Below are 16,227 nucleotides of genomic sequence, written 5' to 3'. Positions count from 1 at the left end.
CGCAAGCCGGCGGCGATTCACGGCGATCGGCTGCCGTTAGAGTCGTCGTTCAGCCCTTCGGAGCCCACGATGACGCACTTCGGTCCCGTCCGCATCCGCACCTGCATCGGCCGATCCGCCTGCCTGCTGCGCCGCGCCGCCGCGGCCTGCGCGCTGCTGATGCTGGCCGCCGCCGCACCGGCCCAGCCGCGCTTCGATTTCGACCGCACGCCCGGCCATCTGCCCAAGACGGTGCTGCCTTCGCGCTACACGATCGTGCTCGACCTGGACCCGGCGGCCGAACGTTTCAGCGGCAAGGCGACGATCACGCTGCGGCTGCGCGAGACCGTGCCCGCGATCCTGCTGCACGCCCATGAGCTGACTGCCCAAGGCGTGACGCTGCGCACCAGCGGCGGCGACCGCCGGCTCGTGGTGCAGGCCGACAGCCAGGCCCAGACCTGGCGTCTCGCGCCCGAAGACGGCCTGCCGCTGGCCGCCGGCGACGCCACGCTGGAAGTCGCCTGGGACGGCGCGGTGCAGCGCAGCGGCTCGGGCCTGTTCCGGGCACCTTACGGCGGCAGCCAGCCCGGGGCGATGCTCGCGACCCAGCTCGAAGCGGTGTTTGCACGCATGGTCTTCCCGGCCTTCGACGAACCCTCGTTTCGTGCCGTCTTCGAACTCTCGGTGCGTGCGCCAGCGGAACTGCAGGTGCTCGCCAACACCAGCGAGATCGCCACCGTCGACGAAGGCAGCAAACGCCTGCACCGCTTCGCGCCGACACCGCCGATGCCGAGCTACCTCGTCGCGCTGGCGGTCGGGCGTTTCGATGCGCTCGCCGGCCAGGCCGCCGGCGTGCCGCTGCGCATCCTGACCGCGCCCGGCAAGGCTGCCCAGGGCGCCTACGCGCTGTCGGTCACGCAGCAGGTGCTGCCCTACTACACCGAGTACTTCGGTCTGCCCTACGCACTGCCCAAGCTCGACCAGTTGGCGGTGCCCAGCACCCGCTTCGGCGCGATGGAGGACTGGGGCCTGATCTCCTACGCCGAGAGCACGCTGCTGTTCGACCCGGCGCGCAGCAACACCTTCACGCGCCGGCGCATCTTCTCGACCGTTGCGCACGAAGTCGCGCACCAGTGGTTCGGCAACCTCGTGACCGCCGCGTCCTGGGAGGAGATCTGGCTCAACGAGGCCTTCGCCACCTGGATGGAGGAAAAAGCGACCGAGCGCTTCAACCCCGACTGGAACATCGCGCTGCGCCGCCGCGGACCGATAGACGATGCGATGACACGCGACGCCGGCAGCTCGACGCGTGCGATCCGCTCCGGCGCGGTGCCCGAGGACCGCGTCTTCGACGTCTTCGACGACATCACCTACGTCAAGGGCGGGGCGGTGCTGGCGATGCTCGAGCAGTGGATAGGGCCGCAGGCGTTCCAGCGCGGGCTGGCCGCCTACATGGCCGAGCGCCGCTTCTCGAACGCGACCGCCGGCGACCTCTGGCACCACATCGGCCGCGCCTCGGGCGAGGACGTCACGGCGGTCGCGGCAAGCTGGACCGACCAGCCCGGTTTCCCGCTGGTCGAAGCGAGCGAACGCTGCGAAAACGGGCGCACCCGGCTGGAGCTGAGCCAGCAGCGCTTCATGCTCGACGGCCGGCCGGCGCCCGGGCTGTGGAAGCTGCCGCTGGTGCTGCGCCATGGCGACAGCACCCAGGCACTGCTCATGGACAGCGAGCGCAGCACGCTCATGCTGCCTGGCTGCCCGGACACGCCGACGCTGCTGAACCCCGGCGGCGAAGGTTTCTACCGCGTCGCCTATGCACCGGCGACGCAGGCCGCGCTGCTGAAGTCCTTCCCCCGCCTGCCCGCCACCGCGCAGGCCACGCTGCTGGCCGACACGCTGGCGCTGGCCCAGGCCGGGCGCGTGCCGATGGCGGCGCTGCTGGATCTGCTGGCCGAGCTGCCGCGGGTGCAGGGCGCGGGCCGGCCGGCGCTCGTCGCCCAGGCGCGGCGGGCGATCGGCTTCCTCGACGAGACGCTGGCCGGCAGCCCGGCCGAAGCGGCGCTGCACGCGGCTGCTCGCGCCTTGCTGGCACCGGAACTCGCCACCCTCGGCTGGCAGCCCCTTGAGTACGAAAGCAGCGAGATCGAGGCGCTGCGCAGCGGCCTGATCACCGATCTCGCGCAGCACGGCGACACGGCGACGCTGGAACAGGCGCGTCTGCTCTTCGACGCCGACGCCTCGGGCCGCCAGCCGCTGCCGGCGGCACTGCGAGGTGCCGTCGTCCAGGCCGTCGGCAGGCATGCCGACACGGCACGGTTCGAGATCCTGTTGGGCCGGCTGAAAGCGGCCACGTCCGAGGAAGACCGCTGGCTCTACGCGTCGGCGGCGGCACAGGCGCCCGAGCCGGCACTCGTGCGCCGGCTGCTGGCGCTGTCGCTGGACGGCTCGCTGCCCGCCAACATCGCGACCTCGCTGCCGCAGCTGGTGGGCAGCTCGCCGCGGCACACGGCACTGGCCTACGGTTTCGTCGTCGAGCAGTTCCCGCGCCTGGCGGAACTGGCCGGGCCGATGTTCGGCGCGCGCGCCTGGCTGCTGCCGGGCAGCGCCGCCGGTTTCGACCAGCAGGCGGCGGCGGACCGGCTGCGTGCCGACCAGCAGCGGCTGGTCGGTGCGCCCGGCAAGGCACCGGCGGAACGTGTCGCGACCCGCATCGAGCTCAAGGCGCGGGTGCGTGCGGCCGAAGCGCTGCGCCTGCAGCCGGCGCTGGAAGCCTTCGCCGCACGCCTGGCGGCGCGCTGAATCAGGCGCTGCCGGCGGCGACGACCCGGTCCTTGCCTGCGGCCTTGGCGCGCAGGCAGGCGCGGCCGGCACGGTCGACCAGCGTGATCGGCGTGTTGTCCTCGGGCCCGAGCGCGGCGACGCCGACGCTGACGGTCACCGGGATCGTGCGGCCGTCGATGGCGTGGAACTGGTAGCCGGCGACGGCCGCGCGGATGCGTTCCATCACCGCCAGCGCGGCGTCGATTCCGGTGTCGGGCAGCACGACGCAGAACTCCTCGCCGCCGTAACGCGCCAGCCAGTCCACCAGGCGCACGTTGCCGGTGGCCAGGGTCGCGAACTCGCGCAGCACGGCGTCGCCCGAAGGCCAGCCGAAGCCGGCGTTGACGCCGTGGAAGTCGTCGATGTCCATCAGCGCCAGCGCCAGCGGCCGGCCGTTGCGCTGCGCCTGCGTGACCTCGCGCGCCAGGCGTTCGTCGAAGTAGCGCCGGTTGTGGGCGCCGGTCAGCGCGTCCTGCAGCGCCTGGCGGCGCGCACCTTCGACCAGGCGCCGCCCCATGTCGCCGACGATGCGCGCCAGGCGGTCACTGAAGACCTTGGTGACCTCGTTGAAACGTTCCAGGTCGGCGTCGATGTCCGGTGCCGACGGGCAGGAGGCGCTGGCTTCGAAACACATCAGCCGGTTGCGCCCCGATCCTTTGGCCTCGTACATCGCGGCGTCAGCCTGGCGCATGACCTCGCCTTCGGTCAGATGCGGGCGCAGCAGCGTCAGGCCGGCGCTGGCCGTCAGCACGACGCTGTCGCCGATCGACGGCACCTGCAGCGGCGTGGACAGCCGGCGCAGCAGCGCACGGGCGTCGTTCAGCAGCGTCTGGGTGTCGTAGCGTGTCAGCAGCAGCACGAACTCGTCGCCACCGAGGCGGCCTATCGGGTCGTCGGGCGAGGAGCCGGCGGCCAGGGTCTCGGCGGCGCTGCGCAGCAGCTGGTCGCCGACCGAATGGCCGAACTGTTCGTTGATGCGCTTGAAATGGTCCAGATCCAGCAGCACCAGGCCGCGGACCTCGCCCGGCAGCATCTCCTCCAGCACCTTGCGCAGCCGCTGGCCGAATGCGCGCCGGTTCAGCAGCCCGGTGAGGATGTCGCGGTGCAGCCAGGCCGAGTCGCGGTCACGGCGCACCAGCCGGTCTATGCGCGCGGCCAGGTGTTCGGGCGACTGCGGCAGACGCACGACCTCGTCGCGCAGGTCGCTGACCTCGAGTGCGATCGCTTCGCAGCCGGCGTCGTGGGCCAGCACCAGCGTCGGCCGGCGGTCGCCGGCACAGGCGGCGCGCAGCGCGGCTTCGTCCGCCAGCGGTGAGGTCGGCAGCACGCGCAGGTCGGCAGCCAGCCGCGGTGCGGTGGCCAGTGGCGCTTCGATGACGGTATAGCCGAGCGCACGCAGCGCGGCCGGCGACGCGTCGGCGTCGCCCATGTCGTCTGGAACGATCCAGACGATGGTTTCCGGTCTCAATCTCATCTCCCCCTGGGGCGGCGGCGTGACACGCGTGACCGACGCGTTGAACTGCCGGGTGATCCGGCCCCGGGTGGATGTTGCGGACGCCCGCTGTCGCAAGCCTTGAGCCAGATTCGGGTATTCCAGCGTTCACCCCCCGGGTTCAGGGGATCAGCCGTGGCCTGCGTGTATCAGTTCACACCGAAATTGCCATTTCGCACTGATTCGCACAGGGCAAATAGCCGATGAAGAGAATCAGGAACTCGAGCCGCCATGCCGCCCACCACCGACACCGCCGACCACGACGCCACCGGGAATCCGGCTTGCCTTGCGGCCCTGCCGGCGTCGCCCGTCGCGGCCCGAGCCCCTCGCGTGTTCAAGTCCTTCAAGCGTCTGCTGGTCCGTGCGCTCACCATCGGTCTGACCGGTTGTGCGAGCGTGCCAGGGCCGACGACCGGAAGCATCACGCCGACACCAGCGCTCGAACTGGGTGGCCGCAGCTACGCCGCCGAATGGGCGCTGCCGGTGGGCGAACCGACCGCGCTGCTGGTGCTGCAGCACGGCTTCACGCGCAGCTGCGCCAATCTGCGCGAGACCACACGCCGCATCGCGAAACAAGGCCTGGCGACGCTGTGCGTGGACGCCGACATGGCCTACGGCAACCCCGACCTGGCCGACACGATGGCGACCGCGCTGCTGGCCGGCCTGCGCCTGCCCGACGGCCGCGCTATCCCGCAGCGCATCGTCGTCGGCGGGCATTCGGCGGGTGCCGCCTTCGCCGCACGCCTGGGCTGGCGTCTGGACGCGGCCGCTCCGGACCGCCTGGCCGGTGCGCTGCTGCTCGATCCAGTGCCGGTCAAGGGCTTTGCTGAACAGCTGCGTGCCATTTCGCGCGCTGGCGAGCGCCCGATCCTCGCGATCGCGGCCGCGGCCAGCGGCTGCAACGCCGAGCAGAGCGCGATGCCGGTGCTGCGGCAGTTGCGTGCCGAGTCGCTGGCCGCGGGCCACGAGGGCTTCGTCGGCGTGAGCATGGGTGCCGGTTCGACCCATGTCGACGCCGAAGGCGAAGACAGCGACTGGCTGGGCCGCACGGTCTGCGGCACGCCATTGCCGGCCAACGTCGAACGTGTGCGTGTACTCGCGTCGCGCTGGGCCTTCGAGCTGGCCAACGGCGAGACCCCGCGCCACGAGACCTGGGCCGAGGCCTCGGACATCCAGTAGCCGGCGCGCAGCGCCCGCTCCGCGCTTCATCGTCTTCGAAGCCGCCGCTGCCAACGCGCAGACGGCGCTGTCTTCCTGACGGCGCTCTTCTTTCCCGTTCACAACGCGATTTTTCGCGGCCGCCGCGATGCAGCGCCGGCACCCCGGAAAAACGCGCGCGCACCGCGGCTGTTATTCAGTATTAGCTTCATCTTTCTAACTGGTAGTCGTAGTAGGGGCCGGCCTGTTCTGGGGACAAGCCTGACTTCTTCTTTGTTTTCAATGGCTTGCAGCGCCGCAAACGCTGTGGGCCGGGCACTTTTGCCGGCGTTCGTGTTTCTGGACAAGTCCGGCGGACGCGATCGGCCTGTGGATAAGCCATGACTTGTTCGCCATCCGTCCCCAGGTTTGTCCACAAGACGGCATTCGGGCTCGGTGACGGCAGATGCGTTGAGAACAAGCTGTGGAAAAGTCGCCGTCAGCGTTGACGATGGCGCGGGCCTGGGGCGAAAAATCGGGTGCTGGCCGCGGCTGGATGCGGCGGTGGCAGGCGCGGTGCGCGCCTAAACGGACGGCAGCAGCGTGGCTGCCGTGTCGGCCGCCGGTTGCGGCGGCCGGGTCTGCTGCAGCGGGTGTGCAGCGGATCGATCTCAGACCTTAGCAGGCTTTGGCGGCCCCGGACAGCCTTGCTGCCACGCGCTTGTCGGGCACCTTGCGCCGCCCGGTGCGAGGTTCAGAATGGCTTCGTCCAAGAGGAGTACGAGTGATGAAGCCGCAAGTCCAGACCCCCACGCGATTCGTGCCGGCCGCAATCGAGGATGAGGCGTCGCTGGACGCCACCCCTCCGGGCGACGGTGAACTCGTGCAACGGCCCGACGGCTGGTACTGGCTGGCCGACGCCGGCCGGCAGCAGTTCGGCCCCTACGCCAGCGAGGACGAGGCCCTGGCGGCGATGGAAGCCGCCAGCGACGGCGAGATCGAACCCTGCGAGACCTTGTTCGAAGCCGAGCAGGAGATCGGCATCGCCGACTGGCTGGACCCGGACACCGGTGAACCCGCCGAAGGCGTGCACACCCGGCTCGAGGACCACTGAGAGGGGGGCGAGAGCCGGGCGCTCACGCCGTCTGGCGCCGGTTCAGAAACCGGCGCCCGGCTGGGCCAGGTATTCGATCTCGGCAGCGGTGTCGCTGCGCCCCAGCAGCGCGTTGCGATGCGGGAAGCGGCCGAAACGACGGATCACCTCGTGATGGCGCTGCGCGTAGTCGAGCGCTCCGGCCAGGCCCGGGTCCTCGGCCGCCAGCGCGCCGAACAGGCGCACCGATTCGTCCTGCAGCGCCAGGTCTTCGGCGTGTTCGAAGGGCAGGTAGGCGAACCAGCGCTGCATCGGTGGCAGATCGAGGTGTTCGCCGCTCGCCACCAGCTGCTGCGCCAGCTGCAGCGCGCGGGCGTCGCCGGCGAAGGCGCGCGCGCTGCCGCGGAAGATGTTGCGCGTGAACTGGTCGAGCAGCAGGATCTCGGCCAGCGGCTCGGCCGCCCAGACCTGCGCCAGCGTGCCGGCGAGCGCGGCTTCGACCTCGGCGCCGAAACGTTCGGCCACCAGGCGGTCGAAGGCCTCGCTCTTGCGGAACCAGCCGGCCCGCTGCTCGTAGGGCGGCGGGCCGAACCAGAAGCCGATGACCGCGGCCGGGGAGCTTATTTCGCCCCCGCTTTGAAGGCCGTGAAGATGCGCGTCTGCACGCGGCGGATGTCCTGCGGCACGGCGTCCGGCGATGTCAGCTTCTTCATGTCATCGGCCGACAGGAAGACCGTCGGGTTGGACGCCACGTCCTTCTTCACGAACTTCTTCGACGCCGCGTTCGGGTTGGCGTAGAAGACCTTGTTCGTCAGGCTGGCGTGCACCTCGGGGCGCAGGATGTAGTTGATGAAGAGGTGCGCGTTCTTCGGGTGCTCGGCGTCCTTGGGGATCGCCATCGAGTCGAAGAACATCGTCGCGCCGCTGGGCGGGATCAGCACCTGGATCTCGACGCCCGTCTTGCTGTCGATCGCACGCTGGCGTGCGATGTTCATGTCGCCGGCGTAGCCCATCACCAGGCACAGCGAGCCGTTGGCCATCTCGTCGATGTAGCCCGAGGACGAGAAGCGCGTGATGTTCGGGCGCGCCTTGGCGAGCGCCGCGCGCGCGGCGTCGTAGTCCTTGGCGGCGTGGCTGTAGGCCGGCTTGCCGGCGTAGATCATCGCCACCGGCAGCACCTCGGAGGCCGAGTCCAGCATGCTGACGCCGCAGCCCTTCAGCTTGCTTGCGTACTCGGGCTTGAACAGCAGGTCCCAGGCGTTGGCCGGCAGCGGCGTCGAGCCGAGTGCGGCCTTCACCTTCTTCACGTTGATGCCGACGGTGACGTAGCCCCAGAGCCAGTCGACGAGGTACTGGTTGCCCGGGTCGACCTTGGCCATCTGCTCGAGCACCGCCGGGTCCAGGTTCTTCCAGTTCGGCAGCAGCGACTTGTCGAGCTTCTGGAACAGGCCGCCTTCGATCTGCGCCTTCGCGAAGTGCGCGCCCGGCACGACGATGTCGTAGCCCGTCTTCCCGGCCACCAGCTTGGCGTGCAGGATCTCGTTGCTGTCGAAGATGTCGTACCGGACCTTGATGCCGGTTTCCTTCTCGAAGTTCTTGAGCGTGTCTTCGGCGATGTACTCGGCCCAGTTGTAGATGTTCAGGACCTTGGGCTCGGCGCCCTGCGCGCCCGCGGCGAAGGCCACGGTGGCGGCGCCGGCAGCGAGCAGCGAACGCAGGACACGGGAAGTACGGGACATGAAGGATTTCCTCCGAAGACGGTGAGCGCCAGACGGCAAGGGTTCAGCCCGGATTTTCGCCGACCGCCGGCTCGCGCCGGCTGAACATCGCCCAACCTTCCATCGTCATCACCGGCTCGGCATGTTGGTTCAGCACCGTCCAGCTCGAGCGCACCAGGCCCACCTGCGGCCGGCTGGCCATCGGCCGCGATTCGAGGATCTCCATGCGCACCGACAGCGTGTCGCCCGGGTAGACGGGCTTCTTCCAGCGGATGTTCTCCAGGCCCGGCGAGCCCAGGCTGGCGGCGTCGAGCAGGTACTCGTCGCACATCATGCGCATCGTCATCGCCGCGGTGTGCCAGCCGCTGGCGCACAAGCCCTTGAAGAGCGAGTGTTTCGCCGCTTCCTCGTCGAGGTGGAAGGGCTGCGGGTCGAACTGGCCGGCGAAGGCCAGGATGGCCTCGCGCGTGACGGTGGTGGCGCCGAACTCGCGGACGCTGCCGGCGGCGAAATCTTCCCAGAAGTAGCGCTTGTTCATGGCCGGGCAGGATAGCGGGCGAGCGGCGACAATGCGCCCGGTCCCGACTTCCCCCTGTCACCCATGACGCAACTGATACTGGGCCTCGTGCTGTTCCTGGCCGTGCATTCGGTGCGCATCGTCGCCGACGACTGGCGCACGCGGCTGCGTTCGCGGCTGGGCGAGAACGGCTTCAAGGGCCTGTATTCGGTGCTCTCGCTCGTCGGCCTGGTGCTGATCGTGCGCGGCTACGGCGAGGCGCGGCTGGACCCGGTGGCGCTGTGGACGCCGATGCTCTGGGCGCGGCACCTGGCCTCGCTGCTGGTGCTGCTGGCCTTCATCCTGAACGTCGCCGCCTATGTGCCCGGCAACCAGATCAAGGCCAAGCTGCACCACCCGATGATCCTGGGCGTCAAGCTCTGGGCCTTCGCCCACCTGCTGGCGAACCACACGCTGGCCGACGTGCTGCTGTTCGGCAGCTTCATGGTCTGGGCGGTGTTCGACTACCGCTCGTCGCGTCGGCGTGATGCCGCGGCCGGCACCGTCTATGCGCCGGGCACGGCCTCGCGCACCGTGCTGACCGTCGTCGTCGGCGCCGCCGCCTGGGCGGTGTTCGCGTTCTGGGCCCACGCCTGGCTCTTCGGCGTCGCGCCTCTGGGCCGCTAGCCGGCTGCCGGGCCTCTGGCGGGCCGTGAACGCTGCATCACCCGTTCGCGGGGGAGCGGGCTCCTACCCGGCTGGTGGAGCCGTTCGGGTGATGGTCGGATGACCGTCGCCGGATCACCATTTGCCGGCACCCCTGCTCGACGCGAAGGGGAGAGTGGAAGGAGCCGTCCATGCCTGCACTGTTCTCGCATCGCCGCCGCCGCAACGGCTCGCCGGACTGGCCTGCTTCGCCGGGCGAGGCGGCCGCGGCCGGCACACGTGCCGGGGCTGCCTGCGGCTGGTACGAGTCCAGCCTCGAACTGATGCAGGGCCTGGCGGTCACGGAACACGCCGAGCTTGACGAGTTCGGCGCGCCCGAGTGGCCGCAAGCGCTTTCGCAGCCGTCGCGCAACCCAGGCGACGCCGGCTGAGCGCTGCAGCCCGTCGCCGCCGCAGGCGCTTCGTCGCCTGCCGGCGCCGGTCGTCGCAAGCCGCTCGCGGCCGCCGGGGGCGCTGCCTACAGTGGACTCCATCGCAGCACGCAACCCGAAGGAGCCCACGATGACCACCCGCTTCGCCCCCCGCCTGATCGCGCTGGCCAGCGCGGCCTTCTTCACCGTCGTGATGCTCTCCGGCATCGACTCGCTGGCTTCGCAGGACGGCGCGTCGAGCATCGTCGCGCAGAGCGCCGCTGCTGCCCGCGTCTGAACGCGGCCGGTACCCCCTCGCGACGCCCGGCTGTTGCCGGGCGTCGTCGTTTGTGGCGCGCCAGACTCCGGGTGTTCATGCGGAGTCACGCTGGCAGCCGCTTTGCTTAAGCTGGTCTCCACCTCTCGACACGGAGTCCTCCATGCCCCAGATCGTGCGCCATCTTGCCGTCCTGACCCTCGCCGTCGTCGCCGGTGCGGCCGCAGCCCAGACCACGCTGGAGAAGGTCAAGGCCAGCGGCAGCATCGGTGTCGCCTACCGCGAGTCCTCGATCCCCTTTTCCTACCTCGACGACAAGGCGCAGCCGGTCGGCTTCGGCTACGAGATCTGCGGCCGCATCGTCGACGAGGTGAAGAAGGCCACCGGCCGTGCCGACCTGAAGGTGAACCTGCAGCCGGTGACCAGCGCCAACCGCATCCCGCTGCTGGTCAACGGCACCATCGACATCGAATGCGGCTCGACGACGAACAACAGCGACCGCGCCAAGCAGGTGGCGTTCGCGGTCAACTACTTCTACACCGGCACACGCTTCCTGGTGCGCTCCGACTCGGGCATCAAGTCGCTCGCCGATCTGCACGGCAAGGTGCTGGTGTCGACCACCGGCACCACCAACTACCGCATCCTGCGCAACCTGATCAGCGAGAACAAGCTGCCGATCGAGTTGATCGGCGCCAAGGACCACGCCGAGGCCGCGCTGCTGGTGCAGAGCGGCCGCGCCGCCGCCTTCGGCATGGACGACATCCTGCTGTACGGCCTGCGTGCGAGTTCGGCGAACCCGGCCGAACTGGCCGTCGTCGGCGATCCGATCCAGGTCGAGCCCTACGCGATCATGCTGCGCAAGGACGACCCGGCGTTCAAGCATCTGGTCGACGGCGTCGTCGCCAGGCTGATGAAGAGCGGCGAGTTCGAGAAGCTCTACCGCAAGTGGTTCCTGGCGCCGATCCCGCCCAAGGGCATTACCCTGAATGCGCCGATGGGCAAGGAGCTTCAGGACAACCTGAAGGCGCTGTCGGACAAGCCCGCGACCTGATCGCGGCTGCAGCATCGACGCGACGACGTCATCGCCGGACGCAACAGCGCAACGCGACTGGGCGATGATGTCGTCTTTGCCGGCCGCTCGCGCTGGCGCGCAGGAGACTTCGATGCAGCAGATCAACCGCAGGCGCTGGCTCTCGCTGGCGCTGTCGTCGCCGGTGGTGCTCGCCGGCTGCGGCGGCGGCGAGGACACGACCAAGGCCCATGTCCGTTTCATCAACGCCAGCTCGTACGACTCGCTGACGCTGAAGGTCGACGGCGACAACCTGTTCAGCTCGATCGCTTACGGCATCGAGACGAAGTACAAGGACGTCGACCCGGGCGACTGCGACTCGACGATCTCGCGCAGCGGCTCGGCCTCGGCACTGGTGTCGACCTTCACGCCCTCGCTGAGCGAGGACGACTACTACACCATCCTCGCCTGGGGCCCGGTCGGTGATCTCGACTGGCTGCAGCTCGATGAGACCACCTCCGACCCGGACGACGACCAGAGCAAGGTGCGGGTCTTCAACGGCGCCACCGATGCTGGCGTGCTGGACGTCTACGTGATGGGCGCCGACGACACGCTGGCCGACTCGGTCGCGACGCAGTCGGCGGCCGCGGTGGGCACGCTCAACGACTTCATCAAGATCGATTCCGGCACCTGGCGCGTGGTCGTCACCGCCTCGGGCAGCAAGAGCGATGTCCGCCTGGACGTCTCCGACATCGTCTTCGGCGATGGCAAGGTCTACACGCTGGCGCTGACCGCGGCGGCCAGCGGCGTGCTCGTCAACGGCCTGCTGCTGCGCGAGGAAAAGAGCACGCTGACCCGCATCGACGTCACCGATGCCCGCGTGCGCGTCGCGGCGGCGGCGGCGGCGAATGCGACCGTCACCGCCACCGTCGACGGGACCGAACTGCTGTCCTCGGGCTCGCCGGTGGTCAGCGACTACGCGCTCGTCGACGCCGGCACGCCGACGGTGGCGGTCGCCATCGGCAGCACCGACGTCAGCAGCTCGCTGCCCAGCGGCACGCTGGTGGCCGGCACCGACTACACGCTGCTGGTCTACGGCAGCGCGGGCGCGCCGGCGGCCGTCTGGCTGACGGACGACAACACGCTGTCGACCGACAGCAGCAAGGGCAAGATCCGGCTCATCAACGCCATCAGCGACCTGGGTTCGACGCTGTCGCTGAAGCTCGGGTCCTCGCAGCTGGTGACCAGCGTCGCGGTCGGTACTGCGTCGGCCTACGTCGACGTCTCGACCGCCAGCAGCGGCACGCTGATCGTCACCTCGCCGGTCGTGACCGGCTCGGTGCTGTCGCTGACCGAGCAGGTGATCGAGGCCGGCAAGGTGTACACGGTGCTGGTCGGCGGCAGCGCCGCCGCACCCGCCGGCGACCTGGTCGAGGACCACTGACGGTGACTCATACCCGCTGGCACCTGCGGGCGGCGGCCGCAGCGGTGCTCGTGCTGTGCGCCGGCGCCGCCGCGGCCGAGCCGGTCGGCGAAGTCGACACCGTCTTCAAGCTGATCGGCCCGGACCACAAGATCGTCGTCGACGCTTACGACGACCCTGGCGTCAAGGGCATCACCTGCTACGTCTCGCGCGCCAAGACCGGCGGCATCAAGGGTGGGCTCGGGCTGGCCGAAGACAAATCGGACGCCTCGATCGCCTGCCGCCAGACCGGGCCGATCTCGTTCCCGAAGCCGCTGCCGCAGCAGGAAGACATGTTCAGCGAACGCATCTCGCTGGTCTTCAAGCGCCTGCACGTGGTGCGCATGGTCGACGCGGCGCGCAACACGCTGGTCTACCTGACCTATTCCGACCGTGTGATCGAAGGGTCGCCGCAGAACGCGGTGACGGCGGTGCCGGTCGAGCGCACGACGCCGATCCCGCTCAAGCGCTGACGCTGCCGAGCTGGCCCGAGCCCGATCTGCGGCGCCTTGCGGCGCCGCAGGTCCGTTCTCAGGCCAGGCGGCCGGCGCGGAAGTCTTCGACCGCCTCGAAGATCTCCTGGTTGCTGTTCATCACGAACGGGCCGTACTGCGCGATCGGCTCGCCCAGCGGCTGGCCCGCCACCAGCAGCACACGCGCGCCGGCGGCGCCGCCTTCGAGCACGATGCCGTCGCCGCCGTTGGCCAGGATCACCATCGGCCCGCGCGCCAGTTCACGCCCGCCGAGCAGCGCGCTGCCGCGGTAGACGACGACGAAGGCGTTGTGCGCAGCCGGCAGCGGCTGCTCGAAACGCGCGCCGGCGGCCAGTTCCAGGTCCAGGATCAGCGGCTCGGTCGTGTCGCGTTCGACCGCACCGGCGACACCGTGCGTGCGGCCGGCGACGACGCGCGCGCGCACGCCTTCGCCCTGCCACACCGGCACCGCGGCGGCGTCAATGTCGCGGTACCAGGGTTCGCCCATCTTCGTGCGCGCCGGCAGGTTCAGCCAGAGCTGGAAACCTTCCATCGCGCCGTCCTGCTGCTCGGGCATCTCGCTGTGCACCAGGCCGCGGCCGGTGCTCATCCACTGCACGCCGCCGGGCCCGACGCTGCCTTCGTGGCCGGCGCTGTCGCGGTGGCGCATGCGGCCCTGGACCATCACGGTGACGGTCTCGAAACCGCGGTGCGGGTGGTCGGGGAAACCGGCGATGTAGTCCTCGGGCCGGTCGGTGCCGAAGTTGTCCAGCATCAGGAAGGGGTCGAGCCGGCGCTGCAGGTCCTGCGTCAGCAGGCGCACGAGGCGCACGCCGGCACCGTCGCTCGTCGGCTGGCCGGCGACCAGGCGTTCGATGCTGCGCGGGGTGGTGACGCTGGGGCTGAGGGTGCTGCTGTCCATGGCAGCCACTGTAGGCGGCAGGGCTTGAGCGGTGTTTCAGCGGGGCTGCACGCAGCGTTCGGCCGGCGTGTGCGCCGCTTACAGCTGCACACACGGTACGGGGCTTGCCCGAAGGGGTAACCGACACGAGCCCAGACCAGAATGATTCACCGACCGGCCGCAGGAGCCCCGCCGATGTCCGACGACGATCAGAGCCTGGGCGCACGCCTGCGGCGGGTGCGAGCACACAGCGAGGCGCTCGCGGCGCCGCTCTCGCCCGAAGACCAGGCGCTGCAAGCCATGCCCGACGCCAGTCCGACCAAATGGCATCTGGCCCACACCAGCTGGTTCTTCGAGGCCATCGTGCTCGGCCCGCACGCGCCGGGTTTCCGGCCGCACGACGAACGCTGGGCGCGGCTGTTCAACTCCTATTACGAGAGCCTGGGGCCGCGCCACCCGCGGCCGCAGCGCGGCATGTTGTCGCGGCCCTCGCTGGCCGAGGTGCTGCCGTGGCGGCATGCGGTCGACGAGGCGCTGGCCGCCTTCATCGCCGGGGCCGACGCCGACACGCGCGCGCGCGCCTGGCCGCTGATCGAGCTTGGCCTGCAGCACGAGCAGCAGCACCAGGAGCTGATCCAGACCGACCTGCTGGCGGCGCTGGCGCTGAACCCGCTGGCCCCGGCCGCCTGGCCGGGCGAACCGCCGCCGGTGGTGGCCGCCGAGCCCGGCTGGCTGGACTACGCCGGCGGCAGCGTCGAGATCGGCCACGGCGGCGGCGGTTTCGCCTTCGACAACGAGACGCCGCGCCACCGCGTGCTGCTGCAGCCCTACCGGCTCGCGAACCGGCTCGTGAGCAACGCCGAGTACCAGGCATTCGTCGACGACGCAGGCTACCGGCGCGCGGCGCTGTGGTTGTCGGACGGCTGGGCGGTGGTGCAGGCCCAGGGCTGGACGGCGCCGCTGTACTGGCGCGACGGCGGCCTCGAGTTCACGCTGTACGGCGAACGTGAACGCCAGCCGGAGGCCCCGGTGCGCCACCTGTCGTTCTACGAGGCGGCGGCCTTCGCCGAATGGGCCGGCGCGCGGCTGCCAAGCGAAGCCGAGTGGGAGCACGCGGCGACGTCGGCGACACCGCCGGCGCAGTGTTTCGGCGCCGTCTGGCAGTGGACGCGCTCGTCCTACGACCCGTATCCACGGTTCCGGCCGCTGGCCGGTGCCGTCGGCGAATACAACGGCAAGTTCATGGTCGGCCAGATCGTGCTGCGCGGCAGTTCGGTGGCGACGCCGGCGGGGCATGCACGCGCCAGCTACCGCAACTTCTTCCCGCCGGCGGCACGCTGGCAGTACAGCGGCCTGCGGCTCGCGCTCGACGCATGAGCTTCGCCGAGGAGTTCGTCGCGGGGCTGCGCACCCGCCACATCGCGCCCAAGTGGTTCTACGACGCCGAAGGCTCGCGCCTGTTCGAGCGCATCTGCCTGCTGCCCGAGTACTACCCGACGCGCACCGAGCTCGCGCTGCTGGACCGGCACGCACCCGAGTTCGCGGCCCGCATCGGCACCGGCGCCGAGATCGTCGAGTTCGGTGCCGGTGCCAGCGTCAAGGTGCGGCTGCTGCTGGATGCGCTGGAGTCGCCGCGGCGTTTCGTGCCGATCGACATCTCCGGCGAGTACCTGGCCGAAGCCGCCGCCACCTTGCGCGCCGACTATCCCGGGCTGGCCGTCGAGCCGCTGGCTGGCGACTTCACGCGTGACCTGGTGCTGCCGCCGGCGGCGGGGCGGCGCATCGGCTTCTTTCCCGGCAGCTCGATCGGCAACTTCGAGCCCGAGGCGGCGCAGGCGCTGCTGGCGCGCTTTCGCCAGTGGCTGGACGGCGGCGCGCTGCTGATCGGCGTCGACCTGTTCAAGGAGCCGGCCGAACTGCACGCGGCCTACAACGACGCGCAGGGTGTCACCGCGGCGTTCAACCTCAACCTGCTGGCGCGTGCCAACCGGGAGCTGGGCGCCGACATCGATCTCGGCGCCTGGGCGCACGCGGCGTTCTACCATCCGCCTTTGCGCCGCATCGAGATGCACCTGGTCAGCCGCCGGCGCCAGGTGCTGCAGGTCGGTGGCGAGCGCTTCGAATTCGACGAAGGCGACAGCCTGCACACGGAGAATTCGTACAAGTACGGCGTCGAGGGTTTCCGGGCCCTCGCGCGGCGCGCCGGGTTCGAACCCGGCCCCGTCTGGACCGATGCGGCGCGACGTTTTTCGCTGCACTGGCTGGAGCCGGCGAACCCGGCATGAGCGAGAGGA

16 protein-coding genes are annotated in these 16,227 nt (G+C 70.2%); 11 read left to right on the top strand and 5 right to left on the bottom strand.

The window, feature by feature from the left end; all coding sequences use genetic code 11:
* The first annotated feature begins 69 nt into the window (after positions 1 to 69).
* The gene (locus tag CKO43_RS02585; RefSeq protein WP_200377738.1) at positions 70 to 2,778 is read left to right on the top strand and encodes a M1 family metallopeptidase; all 2,709 of its coding nucleotides are present in this window, start codon (positions 70 to 72) and stop codon (positions 2,776 to 2,778) included.
* Position 2,779: 1 nt separating this feature from the next.
* On the opposite strand, the gene CKO43_RS02580 is transcribed toward CKO43_RS02585, so the two are convergent.
* On the bottom strand, positions 2,780 to 4,267 hold the full coding sequence (locus CKO43_RS02580; RefSeq protein WP_242481029.1) for a diguanylate cyclase: 1,488 nt from the start codon (positions 4,265 to 4,267) through the stop codon (positions 2,780 to 2,782).
* A 354-nt stretch (positions 4,268 to 4,621) separates the two neighbouring features.
* On the opposite strand from CKO43_RS02580, the gene CKO43_RS02575 reads away from it, so the two are divergent.
* Together CKO43_RS02575 and CKO43_RS02570 are read left to right on the top strand one after the other, a co-directional pair.
* Positions 4,622 to 5,470 (top strand): alpha/beta fold hydrolase, encoded by an 849-nt coding sequence (locus CKO43_RS02575; protein WP_200377737.1) that lies wholly within the window; start codon positions 4,622 to 4,624, stop codon positions 5,468 to 5,470.
* Between the two features lie 745 nt (positions 5,471 to 6,215).
* On the top strand, positions 6,216 to 6,542 hold the full coding sequence (locus tag CKO43_RS02570; protein WP_200226580.1) for a hypothetical protein: 327 nt from the start codon (positions 6,216 to 6,218) through the stop codon (positions 6,540 to 6,542).
* Positions 6,543 to 6,584: 42 nt separating this feature from the next.
* On the opposite strand, the gene CKO43_RS02565 is transcribed toward CKO43_RS02570, so the two are convergent.
* Genes CKO43_RS02565 through CKO43_RS02555 form a run of 3 tightly spaced genes read right to left on the bottom strand, consistent with a single transcriptional unit; the run spans position 6,585 to position 8,777 of the window.
* A complete protein-coding gene (locus CKO43_RS02565) occupies positions 6,585 to 7,145 on the bottom strand; it encodes a DUF924 family protein (RefSeq protein WP_200377763.1) in 561 nt (186 codons plus the stop codon).
* Positions 7,142 to 8,260 (bottom strand): polyamine ABC transporter substrate-binding protein, encoded by a 1,119-nt coding sequence (locus tag CKO43_RS02560; RefSeq protein ID WP_200226581.1) that lies wholly within the window; start codon positions 8,258 to 8,260, stop codon positions 7,142 to 7,144. The genes CKO43_RS02565 and CKO43_RS02560 overlap by 4 nt, the downstream gene beginning before the upstream one ends.
* 43 nt (positions 8,261 to 8,303) lie before the next feature.
* Positions 8,304 to 8,777 carry a MaoC family dehydratase gene (locus CKO43_RS02555; RefSeq protein ID WP_200226582.1) on the bottom strand — a complete coding sequence of 158 codons (474 nt, stop codon included), beginning with the start codon at positions 8,775 to 8,777 and terminating at the stop codon, positions 8,304 to 8,306.
* Positions 8,778 to 8,840: 63 nt separating this feature from the next.
* Here CKO43_RS02555 and CKO43_RS02550 point away from each other — a divergent pair, with 63 nt between their 5' ends.
* The 6 genes from CKO43_RS02550 (at position 8,841) to CKO43_RS02525 (ending at position 13,032) form a co-directional block, all read left to right on the top strand.
* Positions 8,841 to 9,422 (top strand): NnrU family protein, encoded by a 582-nt coding sequence (locus tag CKO43_RS02550; RefSeq protein ID WP_200226583.1) that lies wholly within the window; start codon positions 8,841 to 8,843, stop codon positions 9,420 to 9,422.
* A 170-nt stretch (positions 9,423 to 9,592) separates the two neighbouring features.
* Positions 9,593 to 9,832, top strand: a complete 240-nt coding sequence (locus tag CKO43_RS02545; RefSeq protein ID WP_200226584.1) for a hypothetical protein — start codon at positions 9,593 to 9,595, stop codon at positions 9,830 to 9,832.
* Between the two features lie 130 nt (positions 9,833 to 9,962).
* Entirely contained in the window at positions 9,963 to 10,109 is a 147-nt protein-coding gene (locus CKO43_RS02540) for a hypothetical protein (protein ID WP_200226585.1), read from the top strand.
* Positions 10,110 to 10,251: 142 nt separating this feature from the next.
* On the top strand, positions 10,252 to 11,139 hold the full coding sequence (locus CKO43_RS02535; RefSeq protein WP_200377736.1) for an amino acid ABC transporter substrate-binding protein: 888 nt from the start codon (positions 10,252 to 10,254) through the stop codon (positions 11,137 to 11,139).
* A 112-nt stretch (positions 11,140 to 11,251) separates the two neighbouring features.
* Positions 11,252 to 12,541 carry a DUF4397 domain-containing protein gene (locus CKO43_RS02530; RefSeq protein WP_200377735.1) on the top strand — a complete coding sequence of 430 codons (1,290 nt, stop codon included), beginning with the start codon at positions 11,252 to 11,254 and terminating at the stop codon, positions 12,539 to 12,541.
* Between the two features lie 2 nt (positions 12,542 to 12,543).
* Positions 12,544 to 13,032 carry a CreA family protein gene (locus tag CKO43_RS02525; protein ID WP_430699134.1) on the top strand — a complete coding sequence of 163 codons (489 nt, stop codon included), beginning with the start codon at positions 12,544 to 12,546 and terminating at the stop codon, positions 13,030 to 13,032.
* A gap of 58 nt (positions 13,033 to 13,090) precedes the next feature.
* On the opposite strand, the gene CKO43_RS02520 is transcribed toward CKO43_RS02525, so the two are convergent.
* Positions 13,091 to 13,954, bottom strand: a complete 864-nt coding sequence (locus CKO43_RS02520; RefSeq protein WP_200377734.1) for a pirin family protein — start codon at positions 13,952 to 13,954, stop codon at positions 13,091 to 13,093.
* 174 nt (positions 13,955 to 14,128) lie between these two features.
* Here CKO43_RS02520 and egtB point away from each other — a divergent pair, with 174 nt between their 5' ends.
* Entirely contained in the window at positions 14,129 to 15,310 is a 1,182-nt protein-coding gene (egtB, locus tag CKO43_RS02515) for an ergothioneine biosynthesis protein EgtB (RefSeq protein WP_200377733.1), read from the top strand.
* Positions 15,307 to 16,218, top strand: coding sequence for an L-histidine N(alpha)-methyltransferase (gene egtD, locus CKO43_RS02510; RefSeq protein WP_200377732.1), 912 nt, complete (start codon positions 15,307 to 15,309; stop codon positions 16,216 to 16,218). Before egtB ends, egtD begins: the two co-directional genes overlap by 4 nt.
* The last annotated feature ends 9 nt before the right edge of the window (positions 16,219 to 16,227 follow it).

Source organism: Rubrivivax gelatinosus (genome assembly GCF_016583785.1).
In the GTDB taxonomy this organism is placed as follows: Bacteria; Pseudomonadota; Gammaproteobacteria; order Burkholderiales; family Burkholderiaceae_C; genus Rubrivivax; species Rubrivivax gelatinosus_B.
Note: the sequence above shows the minus strand (reverse complement) of the source record. Positions and strands in the feature narration are given on the sequence as shown.